1 protein-coding gene and 1 riboswitch are annotated in these 1,241 nt (G+C 33.9%); the gene reads left to right on the forward strand.

Annotation, left to right across the window (positions count from 1 at the left end; translation table 11 throughout):
- Positions 1-418 precede the first annotated feature (418 nt).
- A riboswitch (TPP riboswitch) is annotated at positions 419-510 on the forward strand.
- Between the two features lie 133 nt (positions 511-643).
- Positions 644-1,241 (forward strand): thiamine phosphate synthase (gene thiE / locus U9P79_10415; GenBank protein MEA2105027.1); only part of this gene is annotated, 598 nt, incomplete at its 3' end.

Below are 1,241 nucleotides of genomic sequence, written 5' to 3' on the forward strand. Positions count from 1 at the left end.
ATTTTATTTCTATTGTCAATATTTGTGTGTTTTTAATTGTTCTCATTTTTCATTGAGATTTTTACTAGGGGGGAAAAACCATTAATTTTCGCTTGCTATCAATCACTTTTTTATTTTTGAAACTATTTTTTGATTTTATTGACATTTATAAACAGCGATTCCTATTTTGTATTGCTGTTTATAAATATCAATTGGAGAATTTCGAGGATTAAAATTGGGATGTATCAAAATAGGAGTTAAGGAAGGTTATATTTTAACCTATAATCAGAAAGATGAAATTGAAGTTGACGGAATTCAAGTTCATATTTTTCCTATTTGGAAATGGCTATTGTCCAACTCCCGATAAAAAAATTTAAACCATTCCTGTAGAATTTATTTACTATATTTGACACAGGTAAGCCATCTGAATTTTTTCGTGGCATATATTTCGGGGTGCTCGTATGAGCTGAGATCATACCCTTGGAACCTGATTCGGGTAATTCCGACGAAGGGAAGAAGTTTTGCCGAGCATCCTATGTTGTTCGGCTTTTTTTTATTAAAAAAGTCGGGAAATGATTGTTTAGAGTCCAGCCTTACATTAATATTTAATCTGTGTGAATCCGGTTTTTTCAGCGTTCATCTGTGTCCTATCCCAAAGGAAAATATGAAAAACAAAATTGGCTTATATCTTATTATTGATGGTGGTTTTACCGACAAATTTGGCGAAATAGCTGAACTTGCTGTGAAACATCGAATCCGCATAATTCAATACCGGCATAAAAACGCATCACATCCCGAGATGTTGAAAAATGCAAAAAAAATTGCCACGATTACCGAAAATACCGATACATTATTTATCATGAATGATAATTTACAAGTTGCCTTAGAATCCGGTGCAGACGGTTTGCATATCGGTCAGAGTGATATTGCTTATACAGAAGCAAGAAAACATTTGCCGGAAAAAATAATCGGTGTTAGTTCAATAAATCTGATTCAATCGCAAAAGGCTGAAAACAACAGAGCAGATTATCTCGGTATAGGTCCTGTTTTTGCAACGACAACGAAATTGGATACACCACCTGCTATTGGAACAAAAAAATTATCGGAACTTGTCAAAAATATTTCTATCCCGATTGTTGCCATCGGCGGAATCAATTTAAACAATGCTTTTGAAGTTTTGCAAACCGGGGTAAGCGGAATAGCAGTAATTTCGGCAATATTGGGAAAACCCGATCCTGAAAAAGAAATCATTAAATTTATGA

The organism is Candidatus Cloacimonadota bacterium, assembly GCA_034661015.1.
GTDB lineage: Bacteria > Cloacimonadota > Cloacimonadia > JGIOTU-2 > JGIOTU-2 > JAYEKN01.